Source organism: Lentzea sp. NBRC 102530 (assembly GCF_030269365.1).
Lineage (GTDB): Bacteria > Actinomycetota > Actinomycetes > Mycobacteriales > Pseudonocardiaceae > Lentzea.
The window spans coordinates 398,872-421,956 of record NZ_BSTF01000001.1 but is presented as its reverse complement, the minus strand read 5'-3'; the positions used below and the strand labels follow the sequence as shown (position 1 = coordinate 421,956).

The 23,085-nt window shown below is 71.1% G+C and carries 24 protein-coding genes; 12 read left to right on the top strand and 12 right to left on the bottom strand.

The window, feature by feature from the left end; translation table 11 throughout:
• Nucleotides 1–9 precede the first annotated feature (9 nt).
• Genes QSK25_RS02025 through QSK25_RS02010 form a run of 4 tightly spaced genes read right to left on the bottom strand, consistent with a single transcriptional unit; the run spans nucleotide 10 to nucleotide 3,018 of the window.
• Nucleotides 10–1,275: a prolyl oligopeptidase family serine peptidase gene (locus tag QSK25_RS02025; protein ID WP_285631624.1), complete on the bottom strand. Its 1,266-nt coding sequence runs from the start codon at nucleotides 1,273–1,275 to the stop codon at nucleotides 10–12.
• Between the two features lie 11 nt (nucleotides 1,276–1,286).
• On the bottom strand, nucleotides 1,287–1,643 hold the full coding sequence (locus tag QSK25_RS02020; RefSeq protein WP_285631619.1) for an STAS domain-containing protein: 357 nt from the start codon (nucleotides 1,641–1,643) through the stop codon (nucleotides 1,287–1,289).
• A 53-nt stretch (nucleotides 1,644–1,696) separates the two neighbouring features.
• Entirely contained in the window at nucleotides 1,697–2,602 is a 906-nt protein-coding gene (locus QSK25_RS02015) for a helix-turn-helix transcriptional regulator (protein WP_285631616.1), read from the bottom strand.
• Entirely contained in the window at nucleotides 2,581–3,018 is a 438-nt protein-coding gene (locus QSK25_RS02010) for an SGNH/GDSL hydrolase family protein (protein ID WP_285631613.1), read from the bottom strand. Before QSK25_RS02010 ends, QSK25_RS02015 begins: the two co-directional genes overlap by 22 nt.
• 29 nt (nucleotides 3,019–3,047) lie before the next feature.
• Here QSK25_RS02010 and QSK25_RS02005 point away from each other — a divergent pair, with 29 nt between their 5' ends.
• Nucleotides 3,048–3,347 (top strand): hypothetical protein, encoded by a 300-nt coding sequence (locus QSK25_RS02005; RefSeq protein ID WP_285631610.1) that lies wholly within the window; start codon nucleotides 3,048–3,050, stop codon nucleotides 3,345–3,347.
• A 59-nt stretch (nucleotides 3,348–3,406) separates the two neighbouring features.
• On the opposite strand, the gene add is transcribed toward QSK25_RS02005, so the two are convergent.
• Complete coding sequence (add, locus tag QSK25_RS02000) at nucleotides 3,407–4,447, bottom strand: adenosine deaminase (protein WP_285631607.1); 1,041 nt, start codon at nucleotides 4,445–4,447, stop codon at nucleotides 3,407–3,409.
• Between the two features lie 174 nt (nucleotides 4,448–4,621).
• Between add and QSK25_RS01995 the strand changes: the two genes are divergently transcribed.
• Complete coding sequence (locus QSK25_RS01995; RefSeq protein ID WP_285631604.1) at nucleotides 4,622–5,104, top strand: nucleotidyltransferase domain-containing protein; 483 nt, start codon at nucleotides 4,622–4,624, stop codon at nucleotides 5,102–5,104.
• A 10-nt stretch (nucleotides 5,105–5,114) separates the two neighbouring features.
• Nucleotides 5,115–5,834 carry a class I SAM-dependent DNA methyltransferase gene (locus QSK25_RS01990; RefSeq protein ID WP_285631601.1) on the top strand — a complete coding sequence of 240 codons (720 nt, stop codon included), beginning with the start codon at nucleotides 5,115–5,117 and terminating at the stop codon, nucleotides 5,832–5,834.
• Here the strand turns inward: QSK25_RS01990 and QSK25_RS01985 are convergent.
• Nucleotides 5,831–6,220, bottom strand: a complete 390-nt coding sequence (locus QSK25_RS01985) for a nuclear transport factor 2 family protein (RefSeq protein WP_285631598.1) — start codon at nucleotides 6,218–6,220, stop codon at nucleotides 5,831–5,833. The genes QSK25_RS01990 and QSK25_RS01985 overlap by 4 nt on opposite strands.
• 58 nt (nucleotides 6,221–6,278) lie before the next feature.
• Here QSK25_RS01985 and QSK25_RS01980 point away from each other — a divergent pair, with 58 nt between their 5' ends.
• Nucleotides 6,279–6,851 (top strand): PadR family transcriptional regulator, encoded by a 573-nt coding sequence (locus tag QSK25_RS01980; RefSeq protein ID WP_285631595.1) that lies wholly within the window; start codon nucleotides 6,279–6,281, stop codon nucleotides 6,849–6,851.
• A gap of 15 nt (nucleotides 6,852–6,866) precedes the next feature.
• Nucleotides 6,867–7,175 carry a hypothetical protein gene (locus QSK25_RS01975; RefSeq protein WP_285631591.1) on the top strand — a complete coding sequence of 103 codons (309 nt, stop codon included), beginning with the start codon at nucleotides 6,867–6,869 and terminating at the stop codon, nucleotides 7,173–7,175.
• Here the strand turns inward: QSK25_RS01975 and QSK25_RS01970 are convergent.
• Entirely contained in the window at nucleotides 7,172–7,564 is a 393-nt protein-coding gene (locus QSK25_RS01970; protein ID WP_285631588.1) for a GNAT family N-acetyltransferase, read from the bottom strand. The genes QSK25_RS01975 and QSK25_RS01970 overlap by 4 nt on opposite strands.
• Before the next feature lie 72 nt (nucleotides 7,565–7,636).
• Here QSK25_RS01970 and QSK25_RS01965 point away from each other — a divergent pair, with 72 nt between their 5' ends.
• From QSK25_RS01965 to QSK25_RS01950, 4 genes are all read left to right on the top strand, one after another.
• Nucleotides 7,637–8,146: a hypothetical protein gene (locus QSK25_RS01965; RefSeq protein ID WP_285631585.1), complete on the top strand. Its 510-nt coding sequence runs from the start codon at nucleotides 7,637–7,639 to the stop codon at nucleotides 8,144–8,146.
• Between the two features lie 65 nt (nucleotides 8,147–8,211).
• Nucleotides 8,212–9,525, top strand: a complete 1,314-nt coding sequence (locus QSK25_RS01960; protein ID WP_285631582.1) for a PepSY-associated TM helix domain-containing protein — start codon at nucleotides 8,212–8,214, stop codon at nucleotides 9,523–9,525.
• A gap of 119 nt (nucleotides 9,526–9,644) precedes the next feature.
• Entirely contained in the window at nucleotides 9,645–10,664 is a 1,020-nt protein-coding gene (locus QSK25_RS01955) for a YbaB/EbfC family nucleoid-associated protein (protein WP_285631579.1), read from the top strand.
• Between the two features lie 53 nt (nucleotides 10,665–10,717).
• Nucleotides 10,718–12,049: a M28 family peptidase gene (locus QSK25_RS01950; protein WP_285631576.1), complete on the top strand. Its 1,332-nt coding sequence runs from the start codon at nucleotides 10,718–10,720 to the stop codon at nucleotides 12,047–12,049.
• Here the strand turns inward: QSK25_RS01950 and QSK25_RS01945 are convergent.
• Nucleotides 12,036–13,991, bottom strand: coding sequence for a putative bifunctional diguanylate cyclase/phosphodiesterase (locus QSK25_RS01945; protein WP_285631573.1), 1,956 nt, complete (start codon nucleotides 13,989–13,991; stop codon nucleotides 12,036–12,038). The genes QSK25_RS01950 and QSK25_RS01945 overlap by 14 nt on opposite strands.
• A 220-nt stretch (nucleotides 13,992–14,211) precedes the next feature.
• On the opposite strand from QSK25_RS01945, the gene QSK25_RS01940 reads away from it, so the two are divergent.
• Nucleotides 14,212–15,153, top strand: a complete 942-nt coding sequence (locus QSK25_RS01940; protein WP_285631570.1) for a sugar ABC transporter substrate-binding protein — start codon at nucleotides 14,212–14,214, stop codon at nucleotides 15,151–15,153.
• A 227-nt stretch (nucleotides 15,154–15,380) separates the two neighbouring features.
• Nucleotides 15,381–16,733, top strand: a complete 1,353-nt coding sequence (locus QSK25_RS01935) for an amidohydrolase family protein (RefSeq protein WP_285631567.1) — start codon at nucleotides 15,381–15,383, stop codon at nucleotides 16,731–16,733.
• Here QSK25_RS01935 and QSK25_RS01930 read toward each other — a convergent pair.
• The 3 genes from QSK25_RS01930 to QSK25_RS01920 form a co-directional block, all read right to left on the bottom strand.
• The gene (locus QSK25_RS01930; protein ID WP_285631563.1) at nucleotides 16,730–17,704 is read right to left on the bottom strand and encodes an alpha/beta fold hydrolase; all 975 of its coding nucleotides are present in this window, start codon (nucleotides 17,702–17,704) and stop codon (nucleotides 16,730–16,732) included. The genes QSK25_RS01935 and QSK25_RS01930 overlap by 4 nt on opposite strands.
• A 107-nt stretch (nucleotides 17,705–17,811) precedes the next feature.
• Nucleotides 17,812–20,349, bottom strand: a complete 2,538-nt coding sequence (locus tag QSK25_RS01925) for a LuxR C-terminal-related transcriptional regulator (RefSeq protein WP_285631560.1) — start codon at nucleotides 20,347–20,349, stop codon at nucleotides 17,812–17,814.
• A 38-nt stretch (nucleotides 20,350–20,387) separates the two neighbouring features.
• Nucleotides 20,388–21,224: a DUF5829 family protein gene (locus QSK25_RS01920; RefSeq protein ID WP_285631557.1), complete on the bottom strand. Its 837-nt coding sequence runs from the start codon at nucleotides 21,222–21,224 to the stop codon at nucleotides 20,388–20,390.
• Nucleotides 21,225–21,331: 107 nt separating this feature from the next.
• Here QSK25_RS01920 and QSK25_RS01915 point away from each other — a divergent pair, with 107 nt between their 5' ends.
• Complete coding sequence (locus tag QSK25_RS01915) at nucleotides 21,332–22,399, top strand: class I SAM-dependent methyltransferase (protein ID WP_285631554.1); 1,068 nt, start codon at nucleotides 21,332–21,334, stop codon at nucleotides 22,397–22,399.
• Here the strand turns inward: QSK25_RS01915 and QSK25_RS01910 are convergent.
• Nucleotides 22,380–23,081 (bottom strand): MerR family transcriptional regulator, encoded by a 702-nt coding sequence (locus QSK25_RS01910; RefSeq protein WP_285631551.1) that lies wholly within the window; start codon nucleotides 23,079–23,081, stop codon nucleotides 22,380–22,382. The genes QSK25_RS01915 and QSK25_RS01910 overlap by 20 nt on opposite strands.
• Between the last annotated feature and the right edge of the window lie 4 nt (nucleotides 23,082–23,085).

The following is a 23,085-nucleotide window of genomic DNA, read 5'->3' as shown; positions in this document are numbered from 1 at the left end:
TTGATTGGATCACGAGAGCGGGCAGGTGGCCACGTCGGCTGGCCTGGGCAGCGTGGCCGAGGGCGGCGGTTGCACCCCGTCGAGCCACCGTTCCAGCGCCACGAACGCCGACCGGTGGCACGGCGCGAGCGGCCGCAGCCGGTCCGGGTACGCGTCCACCAGCCCGTCGACGTGCGTGCCCTGCTCCACCCGGTAGTACCGGTGCAGCCGGTCCGGCGTCATGGCCGCGTACACGTCCGAGTCCTGGCTGATCGGCAACAACACGTCGTACGTGCCGTGCACGGTCAGCAGTGGCCGCTTCACCTTGCCCGTCAACGCGACCCGCGACACGGCGGGGCCGGCCACCTTGCGCCGTGCGGCGTAGGAGTAGTCGGCGTCGCAATCAGGGGTGCCGGACGCGCAGAACGGCACGCCCGCCTCCAAAGACCCGTCGAAGCCCGGGTCGAACTCCTCGCGGTAGATGCGCTGGGTCAGGTCCCAGTAGTAGCGGTAGTGGTAGTCCCACAGGAACTCGGTGCCGGCCGGGAAGCCCGCCGCCACCATCTCCTCGTGTGCGCCCGGTTCGCCGGCGAGGTAGCGCGGGTAGGCGCGCAGGACGGGCGGCAGGAAGGTGAGCGGGTTGGGGCCGCGGACCGTCCACAGCGTCCCCTCCCAGTCGACGCCGCCGTCGTAGAGGTGCGGGCGGTTCTCCAGTTGCCAGCGGACGAGGTAGCCGCCGTTGGAGATGCCGGTGGCGATGGTGCGGCGTGGGGTTCGGCCGTAGCGTTGGGAGACAACGGACTTGGCGGCGATCGTGAGTTCCGTGAAGCGGCGGTTCCACTCCTGCATGGCGTTGCCGTCCTGGTAGAACTGGGCGCCGGTGTTGCCCTTGTCGGTGGAGGCGAAGGCGTAGCCGCGGGACAGGACCCAGTCGGAGATGGCCCTGTCGTTGGCGTACTGCTCGCGGACGCCGGGGGCGCCGGTGACGACGAGGCCGCCGTTCCAGCGGTCCGGGAGTCTGATGACGAACTGCGAGTCGTGCCGGCCGTTGTTGGTGTTGGTGCGGGAGGTGTCCGGGAAGTAGCCGTCGATCTGGATGCCGGGGACGGCGGCGGGGACCGGGAGCGCGGCGCTGGTGAGGCCTGCCCAGTCGGCCGGGTCGGTGTGGCCGGTGGCGACGAGGCCCGTGGTGGTGAGGTCGGCGAGGCGGGCCAGCTCGTGGTGTTCGGCGCCGGGGACCTTCATCGCCGCGGTCGGCGGCGTCAGCGCGAGTACCAGTACCAGCGGAAGCAACATAGCTGGTCAAGCTAGTTGTGGTGGCCGTCCGGCGACATGGTTGCCTGCCACACAAGGCCCGCCTTGAAGGTGGTGAAGCCGAACAGGTCGAGCACCCGGCGCACCTGCGGCTGGGTGCGGTGCAGGCTGAACGACTTGCCGTTGTGGTGCGCCGCGCACAGCAGCAGGAGGAGCGTGCGCAGGCCGCTCGCGGACAGGAACGTCACGTCGGCCAGGTCGATCGTCACGCGGTCGGTGGTGGTGTCGGTGACGCCGGGCAGCACGGCGGCGAACAGCTGCTCACAGGTCGTCATGTCCATCTCGCCGCGGCAGGTGGCGACGAAGCGGGCTCCGGAGCGTTGCGTCCGCACGGCGAACGGGCTGGTCATCGATCCACTTCAGCGCACCGACCGGCCCGAACGATAGCAGCGGGAACGCACGGTCAACTCGAAAAACGAAGCGTCTGCGACGGTGAACGTCCATAGGCGGTGCGGTAGTGGGCGGCGAAAACGCTCGGCCGCGCGTAACCCCAGCGTGCGGCGATGGCCGTCACCGTGCCGTTGGCGGCACGTAGGTCCGCATGCGCGAACGACAGCCGCACGCCACGCAGGTACTTCATCGGAGTCGTGTCGAGGTGGCGCCTGAACGCGAGTTGCAACGCACGGATCGACACGCGTGCGGCCCGTGCGATGTCTGCGGCCGTGATGTCCTTCGCAGCCTTGGCCTCGATGAACGCGATTGCGCGCTTCACGGTCTGTGGATGCGCGTCACGCCGCCAAGCCGTGTCGTCCAACGCGATGTGGGGGAACGTCGCCAGTGTGGTCGACACGAGCAGACGCGCCGCGTTCGCCACGACCAACGGGTTGTCGCCGAACGTCGGTAAGACCTCGTCCTGCAGATGGACGCACATCGACTTCCACGCGGCCCCCGCGCGTGACGAGAGAGGACGGCACGCAGCGAATCGCACGCCGTCAGCCACGTCGTCCACCACGGCCTGCGTGAACACGATCATCGACGCCCGCGGGTCCCGCGTGCCCGCCGTGAAGGGCCGGCCGGGCGGAACGGTCAGAAAGACCTCGCCCGGCGACACGAACCGGTCCTCGCCATCGGAGCTGTAGCGGATCCGTCCGGACGTCAGGTGGCCGAAGATGTACTCGCCCATGGGTTCACCGGTGGCCTCGAACCCGATGTGGCCGCTCAACCGGTCGAACCGCACGGGGCCGAGCGCCCCGGAGGCGAAGCGCAACGAGGAGCCCCGATCCCCGCTGCTGAAGCGCAACTTCGCGTACGCCGTGGTCAGCACCTCGTGCGCCGCGTCCAAGTCCGTCACCTCGACGACCGCTTCCACGTGCTGCACGATCCTCGCCGCGCCGGGCGGTGTCCACCGGCCGAACGATCGATTCCAGCGGGTCGGACGGTGTGCGGAACGCCCTGTCCCGTGCCCCTGCAGGACGTTCCGCCACCGCGCCGATCAGATCCGGACGAGCGAGGCGAGAGCGGTCTGGCCCAGCTGGTTCGGGTGGAACACGGCCTCCTGGCCCTCTTCGCCGCCGCACGCAGGGTGGCGTCGATGCCGTCCGCGACCTCGTTGCCCTGGACGCGTTCCTCGGTGGCGAGGATGCCGTCGCCGCAGACCGGGTCGAGGGTGGCGCCCGCCGGGTTGGGCTTCGTGGACACCTGGCGGCCGTGGCCCACGAGCACGATCCGCGCGTGCGGGCTGCGCTTCTCGATCACGGTGAGGACGCCGGTGACGTCGCTGCCCATCCGGGGGGAGCTTCGCCGGCATCGCCTCGGTGGGCGCGCCGGTGCAGTCCGACTGGATGCAGAGGCCGCCGTACTGGGCGAACCGCAGGTTGCTGGTGCCGATGGTGATCAGCACCGCGTTCGTGTCGCGTTTCAGGGCGTCGTACTGGGAGGGCCAGCCCTTGAACGGGGCCGCGAGCTCCTGGGTCTCGACGCCGCTGCAGCTCACGTTGGTGAAGCTGCCCAGGCGGCCCTGGGCGCGCAGGCGGCTCTGGGCGCGCAGGCGGGTGGTGACCTGTTCGCCGCAGGAGTTGTTGCTGCGCCAGCAGGTGCCGGCGGTACCGTCTTGACAGGACCCCGCTCCGGTGCCCGAGGCGAGGAGTCGACCATGACGACCAACGCTGTGACGTCAGGGTTTCGGCAACGGGGCGACAACATCGGGCCTGCCGTGCCGATCGGACACCGAGGCGATCTCCTCCAGCAGCGCGGTTTTGCGGGCGTTCGGCAGGAACGACGCCAGCACGGCGTTCTCGGCCAGGCGGCCCACCTGCACGTGATCGAGACCCAGAGCCGTGGCCACGGCCAGGTACTCGCCTTCCAGGGTCGCGCCGAAGAACGGCGGGTCGTCGGTGTTCAGCGTCACGACGACGCCCGCGTCGAGCATCTGCCGCACCGGGTGCGCCTCGATCGACGCGACCTGCCGGGTGCGCACGTTGGACGTCGGGCAGACCTCCAGCGGGATTCCCCGCAACGCCAGGTGTTCCAGCAGGGCGGGGTCCTCGGAGCAGCTGGTGCCGTGGCCGATGCGCTCGGCGTGCAGGTCGCGCAACGCCGACCAGATCGTCTCCGGGCCGGACGTCTCGCCCGCGTGCGGAACGCTGTGCAGGCCCGCTTCCCCTGCGGTGGCGAAGAAGGGCGCGAACTGGGCGCGGCCGACGCCCTGTTCGGGGCCGCCGAGCCCGAAGGAGACGAGGCCGTCCGGGCGGGACGACAGGGCGAAGGCCAGCGTCTCGCGGGCGGCGACCAGGCCCTTCTCGCCGGGGATGTCGAAGCACCAGGCCAGGTCGACGCCCAGGGCCAGTGCTTCGGCGCGGCCACTGGCGAGGCCTTCGAGGAGTTCGTCGGCCGGCATGCCGTCGGTCAGGTGGTTGTACGGCGTCACGGTGACCTCGGCGTACCGCACGTTCTGGCGCGCCAGTTCGTGTGCCAGGCCGACGACGAGGGTGTGGATGTCGGCGCGGCCCTTCAGCATCGACTGGACGGCCCAGAACACCTTCAGGAAGTGGTCGAAGTCCCGGAACGCGTAGAAGCGCTCGAGCGAGGCGCGGTCGGTGGGCACGCCGGCCGACGGGTGGCGGCGCGCGAGTTCGAGCACCGTGTCGAGACCGGCCGAACCGACGAGGTGGACGTGCAGTTCGACCTTGGGAAGGGCGTGGATGAACGAACGCATGGCGGAACTCCCCGATGAAGAGGCGAATGGTGTGCGGGAGACGGGGACGACTCAGGGAGCGAGGTCGCCGCGTTCGGTGTCAGCGCCGTAGAGCGGCAGCTTGAAGTCCGGCACGAACCCCAACCTAGCGAAACTCGGTGGCGGCGCGCGAGCCCCACTTGCACGCTGGTGCACGTGACCGGGGAAGACGTGCTGGAGATCCTGAACGCGCTCGACGGCTTCGACGTCCACGTCGGCGGCGGCTGGGGCGTGGACGCGTTGGCGGGCAGGCAGACGCGACCGCACGCCGACCTCGACCTCATGCACCGCGAGGAGCAGGAACCCCAGATCCTCGCGGCACTCCACGCCAGGGGGTTCGTGGAAACGCTTTCCTGGCGCCCGGCCCGGTTCGTGCTCACCGGTCCCGGGCCGCGCGAGATCGACCTGCACCCGTTGCGGTTCGCGGCGGACGGCAGCGCCGAGCAGTCCTCGCTGACGCCGGGAGAGCCGTTCCGCTACCCCGCCGAGTGCTTCGTCACCGGCACGATCCTCGGCACGGAGGTGCGGTGCCTGTCCGCGGCACAGCAGCTGCGCTTCCACCAGGGTTACGAGCCGCGCGACCGGGATCTGCACGACCTGGCGCTGCTGCACGGAATAATCGGTGGCGCGGGGTCCTAGCGTCGAAGGCGTGAAGGGATTCAACCCGAGTTTCGGCCCTGAAACAGCGAAGACCTACGACGACAACCTCAGAGGCGACGAGGCCGACACGGTCCGGTTCCTCCGGCGGTTCGGTGACCGGGCGCTGGAGTTCGCGATCGGCACCGGCCGCATCGCGTTGCCGCTCAAGGAATCCGGCGTCCACGTCGACGGCGTCGAGCTCTCCCCCGACATGGTCGCCCGGATGCGCGAGAAACCAGGCGGGAACGACGTCGAGGTCGTCGTCGGCGACATGGCCACGGAGGGCACCGGCCGCACGTATCCGCTGGTGTACCTGGTGTTCAACACCATCACGAACCTGCTCACCCAGGACGACCAGGTCCGCTGCTTCGAGAACGCCGCGCGCCACCTCACCGAGGACGGCGTGTTCGTGATCGAGTGCGGGGTGCCGAGCTGGGCCGCCCGGCAGCGGCACCAGTTCATCGACGTGGAACGGATCGAGGTCGACCACGTGGACCTCGACGTCAACCGCTACGACCCGGTCACCCAGATCCTCGACGAGAACCACGTGCACATCGGCGCGGACGGCATCCGGTTCGGTGCGATCAGGCAACGGCTGTCGTACCCGAGCGAGTTCGACCTCATGGCCCGCATCGCCGGTCTGAAACTACGACAAAGGCACGCGGGCTGGCTGGACGAACCGTTCGCCGCCGACAGCGCGCGGCACGTCAGCGTGTACGAGAGGGCTTAGGAAGCCGCGATCGCCTCGGCCTTGATCTGCTCGAACTGGGCGGCCATCGCCTCGGACAGGGCCTGGGCGCCGGACAGCGGCCGCACCATCACGGTGAACTCGTCGATCAGCCCGTCGGCGTTGAGGTGCAGGAAGTCGCAGCCCTGGATCTCCTTGCCGTTCACCTCGGTCCGGAACACCAGCGCGTGGTTGGCGCCGTCGACGATCTCGCGCTCGTAGCGGAAGTTCTCGAACACCCGCATCACGCCGCGCAGGATCGCGGCGGTCAGGGCCTTGCCGGGGTACGGCGCGAACGCGACGGGGCTGGTGAAGACCACGTCGTCGGCGAGGCACGCGGCCATCGCCTCGGTGTCGCGTGCCTCGACTGCCTTGCGGAATGCGTTCACGGCGACACCCTCACATACTCAACTTGTTGACTAGGTCAGGGCACCGTAACCTGCTGGTATGTCGCTGCGCAACGCCGTGATGGCCGCCCTGCTCGACGGCGGGGCGTCCGGTTACGACCTCGCCAAGACCTTCGACGCGGCCGTGGCGAACTTCTGGATCTGCACCCCGCAGCAGCTCTACCGGGAGCTCGACCGGATGGAGGCCGACGGACTGATCACGGCCAGGACCGTCGAGCAGCAACGCAGGCCGAACAAGCGGTTGTTCACGCTCACCGCCAAAGGCGCGGAAGAACTCACGGCCTTCACCGCACAACAGCACAAGCCCACCGCCATCCGCGACGAACTGCTCGTCGCCGTGCTGGCCGCGGACCACGGCGACCTGGAGGCCGTCAAAGCCTCGATCAGGGAACGCAGGCAGTGGGCCGAGGCGAAGGTCGAGCGTTACGAACGCCTCCGGGCCAAGCTCCTCGACGGCCGGACCGAGGACGACTTCCTGGCCACCGCGGAGCGGGTCGGCCCGTACCTGACGCTGTTGCGGGGTCTGTCCTTCGAACGGGACAACGTGCGCTGGTGTGCCAAGAGCCTCACCGTGCTGGAGCGGCGTGGTGCCCGCCTCGACGCGCCCACGTGAGGTTGAATCGGGTTCATGAACGGCATCTCGGTCTTGCAGGAGGCACTGAGCGCGCCCGCGCAGGAAGCGCGCAACCGGTTCGCGGGGCGGCTCAACGGCTACCTCGACGGCTCGGACGTCGTGCACGCGGTGCGGTTGCAGGGCTGGCTGGGCCTCGAGGTGCCCGGTCCCGGCTGCCACGTCGGCACGGGCAGCTGGGACTTCACCCGGTTCAAGGCGACGACCTCACCGGTGACGTGCGGGCGGTGCCGCAGCGCCGGACTGCTCACCAGCTCGTTCACCGGCGGCCCGCACCAGCAGACCCTGGACCTCGAAGGCATCTAGAGGGCCGAACGGTTGCGCAGCACCATCCCGGTCAGCGCGGTCATGCCGAGCCGCTCGTAGAACGGCCGCAGGTCCTCGTCGCAGATGAGGTCCACCGAGTACATGTGGGCGGCCTCGGCCACGATCCGCCGCATCAGCTCGGTGCCGATCCCCTGCCCCTGGAACGACGGCCGCACCTCCAGCCACGGCACGAACGCCGTGAGCACGCCGTCGCTGATCATGTGCACGAACCCGGCGACCTCCGCGCCGGACAGGGCGAGCACCACCCGGTAGCTGCCGCGCAGCACGGCGAGGTGCTGCGCGGGTGAGGGCGCGGTGGGCCAGCCCACGAAGAACCCGGCGAGATCGGCCTCGGTCAGTCCGCTGACATCGGTGCTGTAGGAGATCACGCCGCATTGAACCAACCCGGCGCCGATTGCGTAGCGGATTTTCTGGCCGGTTCTGCGGTTAAGCTCCTGGCCATGCCCTTGCCGACCGCTCCGCTGCGCCGTGCGCGCAGTGCTGCCGTCGGCGTGGTCAACGGCTCGCTCGCGGTCTTGGCGCACTCCGGCGCGGACGGTCGGTTACCCGACGCCGGACTCGTGTTCTCCCTGGTGGCGCTGCTGACGTGGGCCACGGCGGGGTTCGCGCGGCACGAACTGACGTGGCAGCGGCTGTTCCTGCTGATCGGCGGCGGCCAGCTCGCGATGCACGTCCTGGTGTCGCTCGCCGCGTTCCGGCACGTCCACGAGGCCGAACCGGCGCGCATGCTCACGGCCCACGTCGCCGCCACGGTCGTGACGGTCACCGTGCTCGCGGCCTCCGAACGCACGGTGCTGGCGCTCGCCCGCGCCATCGCGGCCGTGCTCCCCCGCAGGCTCCCCGCGCTGCCCGCCAGCGCTCCCCTGGGCGTCGCCACGCCGTCGATCGCGCGCACCGCGGTCGTCCTGCACGTGCTGTCGTGGCGCGGCCCACCGGCTGAACAGGTCTGAGGTCCCCTTCACAGGTCCGCTCGCACGAGCGGTCCTGCCCCTGTTCACGCCCACTTTGGAGCGCCATGACCACCACAGCCGCTCCGTCACGCACGTCGTTCGCGTGGCGGGGACTCCTGATGCGCCTGCACTTCTACGCCGGCGTGCTCGTCGGCCCGTTCATCCTGATCGCCGCGCTGACCGGCGTCCTGTACGCCCTGACCCCGCAGCTGGAGTCGTGGATCTACTCCGACCAGCTGCGCGTTCCCGCCACCGCACAACAACTTCCGCTGTCCACCCAGGTCGACGCCGCGCTCGCAACGTCCCCGAAGGGCGAACTCGTCGCCGTCCGTCCCGCCCCCGAACCCGGTGCCACCACGCGGGTCCTGTTCGCCGAGGAGGGGCTGGGCGAGTCCGAACGGCGCGCGGTCTTCGTCGACCCCGGCACCGGACGCGTCACCGGTGATCTCGTGGTCTACGGGTCGAGCGGCGTGCTACCGCTGCGCACGACGCTGGACCAGTTGCACCGCAACCTGATGCTCGGCGAACCCGGCCGCCTCTACAGCGAACTCGCCGCCTCCTGGCTGTGGGTGGTCGCGCTGGGCGGTCTGGTCCTGTGGTTCTCCCGCGCCCGCAAGAGCAAGCGCGTCAAGGTGCACGGTCTGATCGGGGTCTGGACGCTCGCGGGCGCGTTGTTCCTGTCCGCCACCGGTCTCACCTGGTCCGCCTACGCCGGTGAGAACGTCGCGCTGCTGCGCACGGCCGTCGGCTGGAGCACGCCCACGCTGAAGATCACCGGCTCCGGCGAGGGCCACGGCGACCACGGCACGAGCACCCCCGCCCCCTCCGCCGGCGGGCACGGCGAGATCGACGAGGTGTTCGGCGCCGCGAAGGGCGCGGGCCTCGACGCGAACGGCGTCGAGATCAGCCTGCCCGCCGCGGCCGGTGGCCCCTGGAAGGTCGCCGAGATCGAGAAGGGCCTGCCGTCGCAGGGCGATTCCGTCGCGGTCCAGGGCGGCAACGTCGTCGGTGAGCTCCGGTTCGCCGACTTCCCGCTCGGCGCGAAGCTGACGCGGTGGGGCATCGACGCGCACATGGGCGTGCTGTTCGGCTGGCCCAACCAGCTGGTGCTGTTGCTGATCGGCGGCGGACTGGTCGCTTTGGTCGTGCTCGGTTACCGCATGTGGTGGAAGCGCAGGCCGACCAGCGGCTTCGGGCGGCCGACCCCGCGCGGTCAGTGGCGCAAGGCGCCGCGCGAGGCGTTGATCGGCCTCGGGGCGGCGGCACTGCTCGCGGGGTGGTTCGCTCCGCTGCTTGGGATCAGCCTTCTGGCTTTCTTGCTCGTCGACGTTCTCCTTGGCAGGAAAGCGAAAGCAGCGGAGACCCAGACCGTCCACTGAGGACGAGGCTTGCCTGATCTGGACATTTACGGCATATTAACGGGCAGGTGAGCCGGGAAGTCTGGTCGGCCCGCACGTCACACGCAGGTGGCGGCGGAGAGCTGACGAGGGGTGCCCACATGACACTCATTCCTCACGCCATCCCTCTGATCAACGATCCCCAGGTCGTCCACGCGCTCGCGGCGCGCTGGCGCCGCACGAGGACGTTGCTCCTGCTCTCCGCCGGGGTCCTGCCCGTCGCCATCGGCATCGTCTGCGTCGTGCTCGCCGGGATGACCTCGGCGGGCCAGCGGATCATGCCGTGGTGGGTGGCGATCCCGGCCGTCGCCGCGGCGGCCTGCGCATGGGCGTTGCTGACCTGGTTGCGCCGCAACGGGTTGAGCGACCCGCACTCGTGGCTGCCCGCCACCACCCTGATGACCGGCGCGCAGCTGGTGCTCGGCGTGCTGCCGGGCTCCGGCATCGCGCTGCGGCTCAGCCCCGGCGCCGCGATCGCGGTGAAAGCGTTGTGCGCGGCCGGTTTCCTCGGCGCGGGCTCGGCCACCGCGCTCGCGCGGATGGCCCACCGGTCGTTGCTCTCCGCACCCGTGCTGGAACTCGGCTCCACGGCGTTCCCGCTCGTGCTCGACGGCCACGGCACGCGGGTCCTGATCGGCACCGACCGCGTCGACTGGACCACCCGGCACGGCGGGCGCGTGGACGCCGGGGTCTCGTTCGCCCGCATCCTCCGCGTCTCGGCGCACGCGAACGCCATCGCGCTGCACACCGCGTCGGGGTCCTGGACGGTCCCGGTGGCCGATCCCGAGGGCGCGCAGGCGTTGCTGTGCCGCCGGATCAGCTGGTGGGAGGAGCGCAGGGACGCGGCCGCCGAACGCGAGCAGCGCCGTTACCTCGACCTGGTCTCCCTGCTCGCGGCGGTCAGCGGCGAGGCGACCCGCGGCGGCATCACCGTCACGGTCGACTCGAACGGGCTCACGACCGGCATCGACCTGAGCCCCGAGGTCCGCGACCTCGAACCGGAGGTCCTCGCCGCGCAACTGATGGCGTGCGTGCAGAAAGCCCGCGCGAACGCACGCCGCCAAGTGGAGGACCTCGTCCTGGAGCACGCCGATGACCAGCTGGTGAAAGCCAGCCACTAGTCGGTTGTCGAAGAGTTGAAGTCCTGCCTACGTTTCCCTGAGAACTTCGGGAGATGGGGGACGACTTGCGCAGACGTGACTTCTTCGCAGCGGCGGCCGGAGTGGCCGCTGTCGTGGCCAATCCCGCGAGCGCGCTCGCGGCCACCGAGCAGCGGCCGGGCGCCTCGCACCCGCCGGACCTGAACCTCGGCGACTTCCCCGTCGTGGCACGGGTGCGCGCCCGCTCCGCCCTCGAACACCTCAAGGTGCTCAGCGAGAAGATCGGCCCGCGGATCGGCGGCACCGAGTCCGAGCACCGGGCGCGCGACTACCTGGTGCGCGAGCTGAAGTCGTTGCGGTACCAGGTGACGACCCAGCCGTTCACCGTGCCGGACAAGTACCTCGCCGACGTCAACGGCAGGTGGCAGGCCGGCGCCTCGCGCTTCGGCACGCTCGGCGTCACGGTCAGGGCGCCGTTCGTCGAGGTCACCGACGGCGCCCTGCCGGACCTGACCGGCAAGATCGCCTTCTACGTCAACGCCCCGACCGGCTCCGCGCCCACGCACGCGGCGATCGAACGCGGCGCCGTGGCCGTGGTGCTCGGCCGGATCTCCGCCACCGCGAGCAAGTCCAGTGCCTTCTCCCCCACACTGGACCGCACCGTCACCGTGCCGGTGATCGGGCTCGCCCAGGTGCACACCGAGAAGCTGCGCGCGCAGGGCACCGGTGAGCTGACGATCAAGACGACGCACCACCCGAACCTGACGTCCTACAACGTGATCGCGGACCGGCCGGCGACGTTCCCGTGGCGCGACAACGGGGTCGTGATGGTCTCCGCGCACTACGACAGCGTGCCGGGTTCGCCGGGTGCCAACGACGACGGCAGCGGTACGGTCCTGTGCCTGGAACTCGCACGTGTCCTGCGGTACCTGCCGACGCACAAGGCGCTGCGGTTCGCGTTGTGGGGCTCGGAGGAACAGGGGCTGCTCGGCTCGCGCCATTACGTCTCGCAGTTGCCGCCCGAGGAGATCGCGCGGATCAAGGGCGTGTTCCAGAACGACATGGTCGCCACCAGCCACTCCCCCGCGACCGCGTACTGGTTGCTGTCGGTCGACGGTGCCGACAACGCGACCACGGCGGCGGTGAGGGCGGCGGCGCAACGACTCGGCTACGACCCGCGGGTGCACGGGCCGGTGGCGCGCGGGTCGAGCGATCACGTGCCGTTCCACGAGAAGGGCATGGCGTCGGCGAACTTCAGCTGGCGCGGCGAGGCCGGTCCGGCGAACCTGGAACCGATCTACCACACGCCCGAGGACACGATCCGGGACAACGTGAGCCTGGAACGGTTGCAGGTCTCGCTGGAGCTGATCGGCGCGGCCGCCTACCGCCTCGCTAGTCAGAGGTAGTGATCAGTTCCTTCACAGACCGGTCCCGCAACCAGACGGCGAACTCGTCGGCGGGCAGCGGTCTGCTCAGGCAGTAGCCCTGCACGATGTCGCAGCCGAGGGCGGCGAGGACGTTCCACGTCTCCTCGTCCTCGACGCCCTCGGCCACGACCTCCAGCTCCAGGTTGTGCGCGAGTCCCAGCAACGAGCGGGTGATCGCGCCGCTGGACGGGTCCGTGCGCATGTTCGTCGTGAACGAGCGGTCGATCTTCATCTCGTGCACCGGCATCGTGCGCAGGTAGGCGATGGACGAGTAGCCGGTGCCGAAGTCGTCGATCGAGAGCCGCACGCCGAGGTCGCGCAACCGCGTCAGGACGTCGCTCGCCCGGTGCGGGTCGGCGATGATCGCGCTCTCGGTGATCTCCAGCGTCAGCACGCCCGCCGGGACGTGGTGGCGTTCCAGCGACGCGGCGACCTGCTCGGGGAACGTCCGATCGTGCAGGCACTGCGCGCCGACGTTGACCGAGATCGGCACGTCCCGGCCGTCGAGGTGCCAGGCGCGGTGCTGGGCCAGCGCGTGGTCGAGGACGTACCGGGTGAGCGGCTCGATGAGCCCGGTCTCCTCGGCGGCCGGGATGAACCGGTCCGGCCCGAGCAGGCCGTGCCGCGGGTGCTGCCAGCGGCACAGCACCTCGGCGCCGCAGACCGTGCCGCTGCGCAGGTCGGCCTTCGGCTGGTAGTGCAGGACGAGTTCGGCCTGGTCGAGGGCGCGGCGCAGGTCGCTGATCACGGTGAGCTGGGCGGCGCTGTGCTCGTCGAGGCCCGGCTCGTAGACGGCGGTGCCGAGGCGGGCGCGCTTGGCCGCGTACATCGCGATGTCGGCGTGCTTGAGCAGTTCGTGCGCGTCGGCGGAGTCCGTCGGGTAGAGCGCGACGCCGATGCTGCACCCCACGTCGACCGAGAGTCCGTCCAGGTCGACGGCTTCGTCCAGCGCCTTGTGCACGCGCTGGGCGACGACCAGGGCGTTCGCGGCCGTGCTCACCGACGGCAGCAGCACGGCGAACTCGTCCCCGCCGAGCCGGGCGACCGTGTCGACCTCGCGGACGGCGCTCGTCAACCGCGTGGCGACGAGTTGCAGCAGCCGGTCACCGAACGCGTGACCGAGGGTGTCGTTGATCGGCTTGAAGCGGTTGAGGTCGATCAGGAACAACCCGAGCGGATCACCGGTCTGGTTGCTGCGGCGGATGGCCTGCGCGGTGTGCTGGGTGAGCAACGTGCGGTTGGCCAGGCCCGTCAACGCGTCGTGCATCGCCTCGTGCTCGCTCTTGGCGGCCTGGCGCAGGATCTTGCGGCGGTGTCCGAGCAGGACGACGCCGCACAACCCGACGAGCCCCAGGTCGACGATGAACGCGACGAGCGCGGCGGTGCGCAGGTTGCCGTTCCGCAGTTCCGCCGAACGCAGGTATTCCGTGGTCTCCAGGCGTTTGAGCTGCACGACCGTGGAGAGCTGTTTGCGCAACGACGCCAGCGTGAGCTCGGCCTGGTCGGCCTTCTGCAGGGTCGTGACGGGATCCGCGGCGATGACGGTCTCGCGCAGCAGCACCGTGTAGTCGTCGTAGAGGTCGCGGGCGATCGTGGCGGCGCGGACGTCGGCGGGGGTGCCGTGCTCCTGGAGCCAGCGCAGGCTTTCGTCGGCGGCACCGGCGGCGGTCGCGACGGGCTGGCTCATGATCGGCGTGCCGGAGCGGACGTAGTCGGTGAGCGCGTGGTCGGCGACGTCGACGTTCTGCACGACGACTCCCCAGCGGTCGCTGACCTCGTTGAGTTCGTGCAGGTGCGTGGCCGCCTGCTGCATGCTCAGGCTCGTCCACAGGGCGAGGCCGGCCAGCGCGGCGAGACCGACCGTCAGACTGACGACCGTCGTCTGCACGGTGGTGCGGGCCTCGACCCAGTTGGACAGCATCGGTGCCGCCTTCCCTGCGAAGTAGCTATTGGTACGCAGCCAAAGGACCGCACGCAAGCCGACACCTCGGCGTGCTGTGCGATAACGTCCTCGGCTTTCACCGGCCGACTGATGGGGCTTGACCGTGTTCCGTTCCGCTCTCGTGATCCTGCCTGCGGTTTTGCTGATGGCGGGGTGCGGTGCCGAACAGTCGTCCGATGACCCACCGACGATCGGGTTCGTGTCGCAGAACACCAGCCGCGACTTCTCGAAGGAGATGAGCGAGGGGTTCCGGGCGGGCGCGGCCATCTCCGGGGGCGTGCGGACGGAGACGACGGGACCGGACACCCACGACGGGCTGAAGCAGGCGACGTTGCTGCGCGACCTCGCCACGCGCGCGAAGGGCGGCATCGGACTGTCCGCCGTGGCACCCGAACTCGTGGCCGAGCCGATGGCGCAGGTCGTCGAGCAGGGCGTGCCGGTGATCGCGGTGGCGGGTGGGCAGGTCGCGCCGGGCAGCGGCGTGCGGTTGCTGATCGAGAACGACAACTACGAACTCGGCCGCGTGCTCGCGGACGCGACGGCGGAACGCCTGCCCGCCGACTCCGCGGGCAAGGTCGTGATCGGCAGCAACTCCCCCGCGATGCCCGCGCTGGACGCCCGGTCGCTCGGGTTGCGCGAACGGCTGGCGGAGCGGTTGCCGAAGCTGCAGGTGATCGGGCCGTTGGACACCGGGCGGGACCTCGGGGCGAACCTCAACACGTGGCGGTGGCTGGCGCAGGCGAACCCGGACGCGGTGGCGTTGCTCGGCGCCGGTGACGTGGACGCGATCAACCTGGCCGCCGTGCACGCCGAGAAGGGCGCGACGTGGCTGGCGGGGGCGTTCAGCCTGGACGCGAAGGCGTTGCAGGGGGTGCGGGACGGGCACCTGTTCGCGACGGTGTCGGCGGAGCACTTCCTGAAGGGCGCGGTGGCGGGGTGGTTGCTCGCTGAGCACGCGAAGGGGCGGGCGTTGCCCGAGGGGTGGCTGGTCGCGCCGGGGCTGCTGGTGCAGGCGTCCAACGTGGACGAGGTGGTGCGGCGGCAGGCGAGTGAGGAGAGCAGGCTGGCCGCGGCCCGGCCGAAGATCGACGAGCTGATCGGCTCGGCCGAGCACGTGCGGCCGCTGGACCAGGCGCGGTGACCGGGGTGGACGGCCGCCCGGGCCGGGCGCGGGCGGGCGACCGAGCCCGGCGCGGTGACCGGGGCAGAGGCCGGCTGTCTGGGCCGGGCGCGGTGATCGGCGCGGGCTACCGCTTGCCGCGACTCGGGCGTGCGCGCTGAGCCGGGCGGAGCAACCGCTTTCCCCGTCCGTGACACACCGCTGACCACCGGGCGAGCATGACGGGTCTCCCTGCCTGAGGAGGCCGCATGATCGACCGAAGGACCCTCACGAAGTCCCTGGGCGCGGCACTGGCCGTGTCCGCCGTGCCCGGCACCGCCACCGCGGACACGGGCCGGCGCCGTTACCTGATCCGCGACGGCGCCGTGGTCACCGTCGACCCGGTGCTCGGGGTGCTGCCGCGCGCGGACGTGCTGATCGACGACGGCCGGATCGTCGCGGTCGGACCCGACCTGGCCGCGCGGGGCGCGCAGGTCGTGGACGCCACCGACATGATCGTCCTGCCCGGTTTCGTCAACACCCACCACCACATGTGGAGTGCGCTGGGCCGCAACTTCGTGGCCGACGGATTCCCCTACTTCGCCGCCAAGCGGGCCACGTCCACGTTGTACACCGCGGTCGACGTGTACCGGAGCGTGCTGCTCGGGCTCGCCGAACTCGCGAACGCGGGCGTCACGACCGTCCACAACTGGTCCAACAACACCCGCACGCCCGAGCACGCCGACGCCGAGCTGCGCGCGCACCGCGACGGGTTCCTGCGCGCCCGGTTCTCCTACGGCCACGTCGACCAGATGCCGCGGGACGTGCCGATGGACTTCACGGACGTGGACCGCGTGCGGCAGCAGTACTTCGCGGACGGTTCGTCCGGGCTGGTGCACTTCGGGGTGGCGGTGCGCGGGCCGTCGCAGAGCACAGAAGCGGCGTTCGTCGCGGACATGGACGCGGCCGTCGGCCGCGGCCTGCCCGTCTCGATCCACGCCGGGCAGGCACCACCGCGGATCGTGGACGCCGCCGACTTCGAACGGCGCGGGTGGCTCGGCCCGAAAACCCTGCTGTGCCACTACGTCACGGCGTTGGACAGCGACGTCGAGATCGTCGCGCGCACCGGCACGAAGTTCTCGTGGGCACCGCACTCGGAGTTCCTGCTCGGCGCAGCCGGTGATCCGCGGTCGGCGTTGCTGAGGTTCCGGCAGGCCGGGGTGCCGGTGTCGCTGTCCTCGGACGCCACGTCGATCGCGCCGTCGGACGTGTTCGAGACCATGCGGCTCCTGCCCGAGGTGGGGTTCCGCGACGTCCTGGAGATGGCGACGTTGAACGGCGCCCGCGCGCTGGGGCTCGGCGACGTCACCGGGTCGATCACCGTCGGCAAGCGCGCGGACGTGATCCTGCTGCGTGCCGACGACATCAACCTCGCACCGGGCGGCTTGGTCGAGACGACGGCGGTGCAGGCGAGCACGGCCAACGTCGACACGGTGTTCTCCGACGGGCGGATCATCAAGCGCGGCGGGCGGTTGGTGCACGACGTCGGCCGGATCGTCAGGGACGCGCGGGCGTCGTCGTTGCGGATCCGCCGCGAGGCCGGCGGGATCCTGACGCCCTAGCCGACGTCGAGGACCGCCTTCGTGAACGCCTCGGGGGCCTCCTGCGGCACGTTGTGGCCGATGCCGTCGAGGACGCGGTGCTCGTAGCGGCCGCTGAACTGCTTGCGGTACGCGGCTCCGTCGGAGTTCGGTCCGTCGAAGTCGCTGGCGATCGTGATCGTCGGCACGCTGATCACGGGCTTGGCCTGCAGCTTGCGTTCCAGGGCGTCGTAGCGGTGCTCGCCCTGCGCGAGTTGCAGGCGCCAGCGGTAGTTGTGGATGACGATCGCGACGTGGTCGGGGTTCTGCCAGGCCGTGGCGCTCTGGGCGTAGGTGGCTTCGTCGAAGTTCCACTGCGGGGAGGCCAGCTTCCAGATGAGCTTGTTGAACTCGTAGGAGTTCTGCTCGTAGCCCTTCACGCCGCGTTCGGTGGCGAAGTAGTACTGGTACCACCAGCCGAGTTCGGCCTGCGGGGACAGCGGTTCCTGGTTCTGCTTGAGGTTCACGACCAGGTAGCCGCTGACCGACACGAGCGCGTTGACCCGCTCGGGCCACAGGGCGGCGGTGATGCAGGCCGTCCGGGCGCCCCAGTCGAAGCCTGCGACGGTGGCCTTGCGGATCTTCAGGGCGTCCATGAACGCGATCACGTCGGCCGCCAGCGCGGACTGCTGGCCGTTGCGGGTGGTGCTCGCGCGGAGGAACCTGGTCGGGCCGTAGCCGCGCAGGTACGGAATGAGCACGCGGCGGCCCTGCGCGGCCAGTGCCGGGGCGACGTCGACGTAGCTGTGGATGTCGTAGGGCCAGCCGTGCAGCAGGATCGTGACCGGGCCGTCGGCGGGGCCCATCTCCGCGTAGCCGATGTCGAGCAGGCCGGCCCTGATCTGCCTGATCGGACCCCAGCTCGGGGTGGCGTGGGCCGTGGCGGTGGTGACGAGGGGTGTGGCCAGGCCGGCCACGGCTAGTGCCTGGGAGAACTGTCGCCTGCTGATCATGCGGGCGACGGTAGGGGCGGGGAGGGTGGGGTCGCGAGCGTCAGGTGACGGTGGCCGAGTACGTCACGGCTCCACCATCGCCCCTGGCCGCCGTTCCGGCCGAGCCGTCACTCGCCCGTGCGGGCCTCCGCCAGCGCTTCCTTGAGCTCCGCCCGGGCCGTCACCCCGAGCTTCGGGAAGATGCGGTGCAGGTGCGTGCTGACCGTGCGGTGCGAGAGGTGCAGGCGTTCGCCGATCTCCTTGTTGGTCAGCCCGTCCGCCGCCAGCCGCGCGATCGTCAGTTCGTGCTCGGTCAGTTCGCCCGCGACCCCGCGCGACTCCCCGGACGCGCGCAGCTCCTCCCGCGCCCGCTCCGCCCAGTCCACCGTGCCGAACGCCTCGAACGCCTCCGCCGCCGCCTTCAGGTGCGGGCGGGCCTGGGCGATCCGCCGCTGCCGGCGCAGCCACTCCCCGAACGCCAGGCGCACCCGAGCGCGCTCCCACGGCGAGCTCTCGGCGTCCAGGGCCGCCTCGAACAACGCCTCGGGTTCCGGTGCCAGGAGTGCTCGCGCGTGGCGGAGTCCGGAGGCCAGTGCGGGTGAGGTGGTGGCGGTGTCCAGTTCCTCGACGATCTTGCGGGCCTCGTCGGCGTTGCCGCTGCGGATGGCGGCCTCGGCCAGTTCCGGCAGCACGTAGCGGCGCAGCGCCAGCTGGTACGCCGGGTCGGCCGGGTCGTGGACCCGCAGGACCGCGGCGTACGCGTCGGCGTAGCGGCCCTCGCCCAGCGCCGCGAGGCTCCTCGCCAGTTGAACCGTGGCCAGCACCGGGCGGGCACCGGCGGCGAGGCCGATCCGTTCCGCCAGGGCGGCGAGGTCCGCGGAACGCTCGTAGCAGCCCTGGAGTGCGGCGATCTCGGCTTGCACGGCCACGGCCAGGCCGTGCATGTACGGCTGGCTGGTCTCCTCGGCCAGCAGCGCGGCCTCGTCAGCGAGCGGAGCGGCGACGGCGATGTCGCCCAGGCGGGTGCGGCTCCAGGCTTCCACGGCCAACGCGCGGGCGAGGAGCCCGAACCGGCCCTGGGCCCGGAACCCGAGACCGGCGGCGTGCGAGAGGCGGACCGAGTCGGCGAACGCACCCACCTGGAGTGCGGCGCTGCCGAGCAACCTCAGCGTCGCCGGGTCGCCGGCGGAGCGGAGAGCGGCGGTGCCGTCGGCGGGGAGGCTCGCGCCGGTTCCCACCCCGGTGGCCGCGCGCAGGCCCGCCACCACCGCGTCGCTCTGCCGCACCGGGCACACGTAGGCGGCCATCGCCAGCATGCGGGGATCACCGGGGTCGATCGGCAGCCGGCGGGCGATGGCGGCGATGCGGTCGCGGACGGCCGCGCCGGGTTCGACCCAGAAGCAGCGCATCGCGACGCTCCAGAAGATCCGCAGGCCCAGTTCCACGTCGTCGGCCGCCACGGCTTCGGCCAGGCCGACCAGTTCGGCCGGGCCCGCCACGCCCACGCCGTCGTCGAACGCCGTGGGCAGCCACGTCACGAGAGCGCGTTCACGGGCGGTCAGGTCCAGGCCGCGCAGCGCGGAGAGGATGCGGTCGACGTCGTCCCGCCGGCCCGCCTCGGCGGCGAGTTCGGCCGCCCGCAACGAACGGCGCACCCGCCAGTCGGCGGAACCCAGCGCCGCGGCGCGTTCCAACGCGCGCACGGCCGCGACCGCGCCACCTCGGGCCAACGCCCGGTCGGCGGTCTTCTCCAGCAGGCAGGCCACGTTCTCGTCGGCGCCAGGAGAAGCCTCCGCCAGGTGCCACGCGCGGCGGTCGGGTTCCTCGACCGCGAAGGCGAGGCGGCGGTGGGTGTCCCGCACCTCGGACTCGTCTGCGGCGCGCACGACCGCCGTCCTGATCAGCGGGTGCCGGAACGCGCCGGCGCGGTCGACCAGCCTGGCCTCGACCGCGGGCGCGAGTTCCGGGCACGGAGCGCCGCCCAGCGCCAGGGACAGCAGGGCGGAGCGCGATTCAGCGGGCAGGGCCGCGCACCGGGCGGCGAACGCCTCTTCCAGGGTGTCGCCGCCGAACGGGAGTTCGGTGAGCGCCAACGGGTTCCCGTCCGCCTGCGCGAGCACCGACGCCCGGCGTCCGGTGCTCAACGTGGGAGCGACCTCGTCCAGCAACGACCGGGCGTCCGCGGGTGAGAGCGGTTCCAGCGCCAGCGTCGGCACCCCCGCGAACACCGGCGTCCGCGCTGCCACGACCAGCACCGAACCGGTCAGCCGCCGGGCCACGAAACCGAGCACGTCCTGGCTCGCGGGATCCAGCCAGTGCGCGTCGTCCACCAGCACCACGCACCGCGCGGCCGAGAGCACGTCGAGCGCGGCGAGTCCGACCAGGTGCGGCGGCGGCGCGGGACCGTCGGAGAGTCCGAACACGACTTCCAGGGCCTCGCGCCGCGCACCGGGCACGGTGGACAGCTCGAGGAACGGGTGCAGAACCTGGTGCAGGCCCGCGTGCGGCAGGTCGTGCTCGGCCTCCACACCGGTGACCAGGTGGCCGTCGAGCGTGGCCAGCAGCGCCGACTTGCCCACCCCCGGTTCGCCGACGACCAGCAGCGAACCGCCCGAGCGCGACAGCGCGGCCAGCCGTTCCCGTTCCCGCTCCCGCCCGACGAGCACCCCGACACCCCGTTCGTTGGTCCGTTGGGACCAGGGTGTCAGAACGTCCACACCGCGCGCTTGCCCGGCCCCACGACCAGCGTCGACGTGCCGAGCTGCTCGACGTGCCGCGCCACCGGGCGGTTGAGTTCGAACTCGACGCGCTTCAACCCGGTCCGCGCCGCCGGCACCTCGTCGAACCGCAGCGTCGTGCCACCGCGCGACGCCACGACCGAGTCGCCTTCGGTGCGCACCGAGAAGCCGCCGACGCGCAGGAACGGCATGGTGTCGCGCAGGTCGGACCCGGTGACGGCGAACTGCAGGAAAGTGATGTCGCGCATCAGCTTGCGCTTGTAGGTGTCCGGCAGGTAGCGCTCGCGGCTGACGTCGCCGCGGAACTTCGGCGGACCCACCCGCGCGCGCGGGTCCTCGAGGTACTCGTCGCGGTACTCCATCGCCCAGGTGCCGAACCGCTCGTACGACTCGTGCAGGAACAGCGCGTCGAACCAGGGCACGTGCACGCCGTCGCCGAAGTCGCGGGTCTGGGTGAACTCGATCGGGTTCGACCCGGCCGCCGTCAGCTTCGCCTGGAGCTTCTCGACGTCCCCGTCGTGGTCCGTCGAGAGCGCGAGCCCCGCGCCACCGGGCTCGCCGTCCTTGCCGGGCACGTCACCGGGTCCGAAGACCTCCATGTAGCCCAGGTGGCCACGCAGGTAGCGCCCCGTCCACGACCTGCCGTCGGCGCCGGTCGTGGTGCGCACCTCGAAGTCCGCGAACTCCTTGAGGTAGCTGGAGTGCTCCACCGCGTCCGCCGTGGCGCGGTCGTACGTTCCCCATGCGTGGTTGTAGTACAACAACTGCCGTTCTCCCGCCTGTGCCGGACCCGCACCCGACACAACCAGAACTAGAGCCAAGATCAGGCAAGCAACACGTCGGATCCCCATAGATTCGATCGTAAAAACAACGCGCTCAAGCCGGACTCAAGCCGGACGAGGGGGACTTGGTGGTCAACGCCGCACGGTGGACGGTTCTCGCTCCGCTGCTCCAGGCCGTCACCGCGGGCCGCGACCTGCTCGACGACACGATCCGCCGGCTCGGCCAGGACGCCGTCGCGGACTGCCTGCTGGCCGAGATCGGCGACGACCACGACGTCTGCCTCGACCTCACCTTCGCCGACCGCACCACCTCCCACCTGCGCACCGACGCGGACGTGGTGGTCCGGCTCGACTTGGCCGACGCCGTGCGCGGCCTCTACGGCACCGGCGAACGGCCGTGGCCGAGCCTCGCCGTCAGCACGCCCGACCCCGGCCTGGACGAGCGCGGCGTCGCGGGCTGGTTCCACAGCCGCAAGGGGCTCGCGGACTCCGTGCAGCAGCTGCTGTCCGCGCTGCGACCCGGCCCCCGTGACCTCGGTGAGCTGGCCGTCGAGTTCGGCTCGGACAAGTGGGGCGACCTGCACTGGTACACGCAGCACTACGAACGGCACTTCGCCCGGCTGCGCGACGAGCCGGTGAAGGTGCTGGAGATCGGCATCGGCGGCTGGGACGCCCCGGACAGCGGCGGCGGCTCGTTGCGGATGTGGCAGCGGTACTTCCGGCGCGGCCTGATCCACGGGCTGGACATCGTGCCCAAGACCGTCACCGGCCCGCGGATCACGGCGATCCAGGGCGACCAGTCCGACGCGGCGTTCCTCGACCGGCTGGGCCGCGAGCTCGGGCCGTTCGACGTGGTCATCGACGACGGCAGCCACTTCAACGAGCACGTGCGGACGTCGCTGCACGCCCTGTTCCCGCACGTCCGCTCCGGCGGCCTCTACGTCGTGGAGGACCTGCAGACCGCGTACTGGCCGCGCTGGGGCGGCCACCCGAAGGCGACCGCCGGCACGTCGATGGGCCTGCTGAAGTCCTTTGTGGATGGCCTGAACCGGGCGGAGGTGGGTGATCCGCGCGGCGAAGGGACCTATCTGGAACGCAACATCAGCGGGATCACGTTCCACCACAACATCGCGTTCGTGGAGAAGGGCCGCAACGACGAGGAGGGCGGCCCGGCGTTCATGCGGACGCTTTGCTGAGCGCGTCCCAGGCCGGTGAGGTGGCACCGGCCGCGGCCATCGCCAGCGCGGTGATCTCCGGGTCCGCCACCGGCATCTGCGGCCTGCCCGCGAGCCACGCGGCCGCCCGCCTCGCCAGCGCGGGCAGCCGCGGGTCGTCCGGCGCGAACTCGAAGGCCTCGTCGTGGGCCAGGTAGATCTGCTGGAACTCGGGGTCCGCCAACGAGTCCACCTTGTCGGCCAGCCAGATCGCGGCCTCGTCCGGGGCGACGGCCTGCATCAGCACCCAGACCTCGCGTTCCAGCCGCACGCCGCGGTCGCTGACCCCCAGTTCCCGCAGCAGGTCCAGCATCGCGGTGGCCTGCGGGCCGACGACCAGCGCGTCCCCCGCCCGCAGCCGCACGACCCGTTGCCGCGCCTGCCGGATCTCCTCCTCGCGGCGGCGCAACGCCTCGTCGATCTCGCCGATCGCCGCGGCGAACTCGGCGGCCCCGGCGGTCAGCAACTCCTTCACGCGGGCGAGCGGCACCCCGGCCTCGGCGAGCGTGCGGATCTTCACCAGGTCGACCGCGTCCTGGGCCGCGTAGCGACGGTAGCCGGAGCGGTCGCGCCCGGGTTCGGGCAGCAGTCCCACCTTGTGGTAGTGCCGCACCGCCTTGATCGTCACGCCGGCGTACCGGGCGAGCTGGCCGATCGTGATCACCGCG

Bases quoted from the DNA above. Each gene is read 5' to 3' on its own strand.
- QSK25_RS02020 (WP_285631619.1), bottom strand. From the start codon at position 1,643: ATGACCAGCCCGTTCGCCGTGCGGACGCAACGCTCCGGAGCCCGCTTC.
- QSK25_RS01960 (WP_285631582.1), top strand. From the start codon at position 8,212: ATGACCACCACAGCCGCTCCGTCACGCACGTCGTTCGCGTGGCGGGGA.
- QSK25_RS01945 (WP_285631573.1), bottom strand. From the start codon at position 13,991: ATGCTGTCCAACTGGGTCGAGGCCCGCACCACCGTGCAGACGACGGTC.
- add (WP_285631607.1), bottom strand. From the start codon at position 4,447: ATGCGTTCGTTCATCCACGCCCTTCCCAAGGTCGAACTGCACGTCCAC.
- QSK25_RS02010 (WP_285631613.1), bottom strand. From the start codon at position 3,018: ATGGGCAGCGACGTCACCGGCGTCCTCACCGTGATCGAGAAGCGCAGC.
- QSK25_RS01980 (WP_285631595.1), top strand. From the start codon at position 6,279: ATGTCGCTGCGCAACGCCGTGATGGCCGCCCTGCTCGACGGCGGGGCG.
- QSK25_RS01950 (WP_285631576.1), top strand. From the start codon at position 10,718: ATGGGGGACGACTTGCGCAGACGTGACTTCTTCGCAGCGGCGGCCGGA.
- QSK25_RS01935 (WP_285631567.1), top strand. From the start codon at position 15,381: ATGATCGACCGAAGGACCCTCACGAAGTCCCTGGGCGCGGCACTGGCC.
- QSK25_RS01975 (WP_285631591.1), top strand. From the start codon at position 6,867: ATGAACGGCATCTCGGTCTTGCAGGAGGCACTGAGCGCGCCCGCGCAG.
- QSK25_RS02025 (WP_285631624.1), bottom strand. From the start codon at position 1,275: ATGTTGCTTCCGCTGGTACTGGTACTCGCGCTGACGCCGCCGACCGCG.
- QSK25_RS01930 (WP_285631563.1), bottom strand. From the start codon at position 17,704: ATGATCAGCAGGCGACAGTTCTCCCAGGCACTAGCCGTGGCCGGCCTG.
- QSK25_RS01965 (WP_285631585.1), top strand. From the start codon at position 7,637: ATGCCCTTGCCGACCGCTCCGCTGCGCCGTGCGCGCAGTGCTGCCGTC.
- QSK25_RS01955 (WP_285631579.1), top strand. From the start codon at position 9,645: ATGACACTCATTCCTCACGCCATCCCTCTGATCAACGATCCCCAGGTC.